The sequence below is a fragment of the Salifodinibacter halophilus genome (assembly GCA_012999515.1).
In the GTDB taxonomy this organism is placed as follows: domain Bacteria; phylum Pseudomonadota; class Gammaproteobacteria; order Nevskiales; family Salinisphaeraceae; genus Salifodinibacter; species Salifodinibacter halophilus.
The window spans coordinates 1-233 of record JABEEB010000789.1; the positions used below are offsets into that span (position 1 = coordinate 1).

The window sequence follows — 233 nt, forward strand, 5'->3', positions numbered from 1 at the left end:
CAGGCGACGTGGGTGTGCTTGAGCGCGAGCAGACCGAGCGGGACACCCAGCGCCGCGCCGACGCCCAGGCCGAGCGCCAGGTGCGGCATCGCCACGCCGGCGACGCACAGCAGCGCCGCCACTAAAGCCAGGATGCCGAGCCGGATCCCGCTGCGCACCGGCCGCCACGGCTGCACGCCGAAGTTGCGGCGGATGCGGCGGTAGACCAGCAGCATCGACAGCGCGGGAAGCCA

The 233-nt window shown here is 73.8% G+C and carries 1 protein-coding gene; it reads right to left on the minus strand.

Annotation, left to right across the window (positions count from 1 at the left end; all coding sequences use genetic code 11):
- Positions 1–215 (minus strand): hypothetical protein (locus HKX41_13750; GenBank protein NNC25197.1); only part of this gene is annotated, 215 nt, incomplete at its 3' end.
- Positions 216–233: the final 18 nt, after the last annotated feature.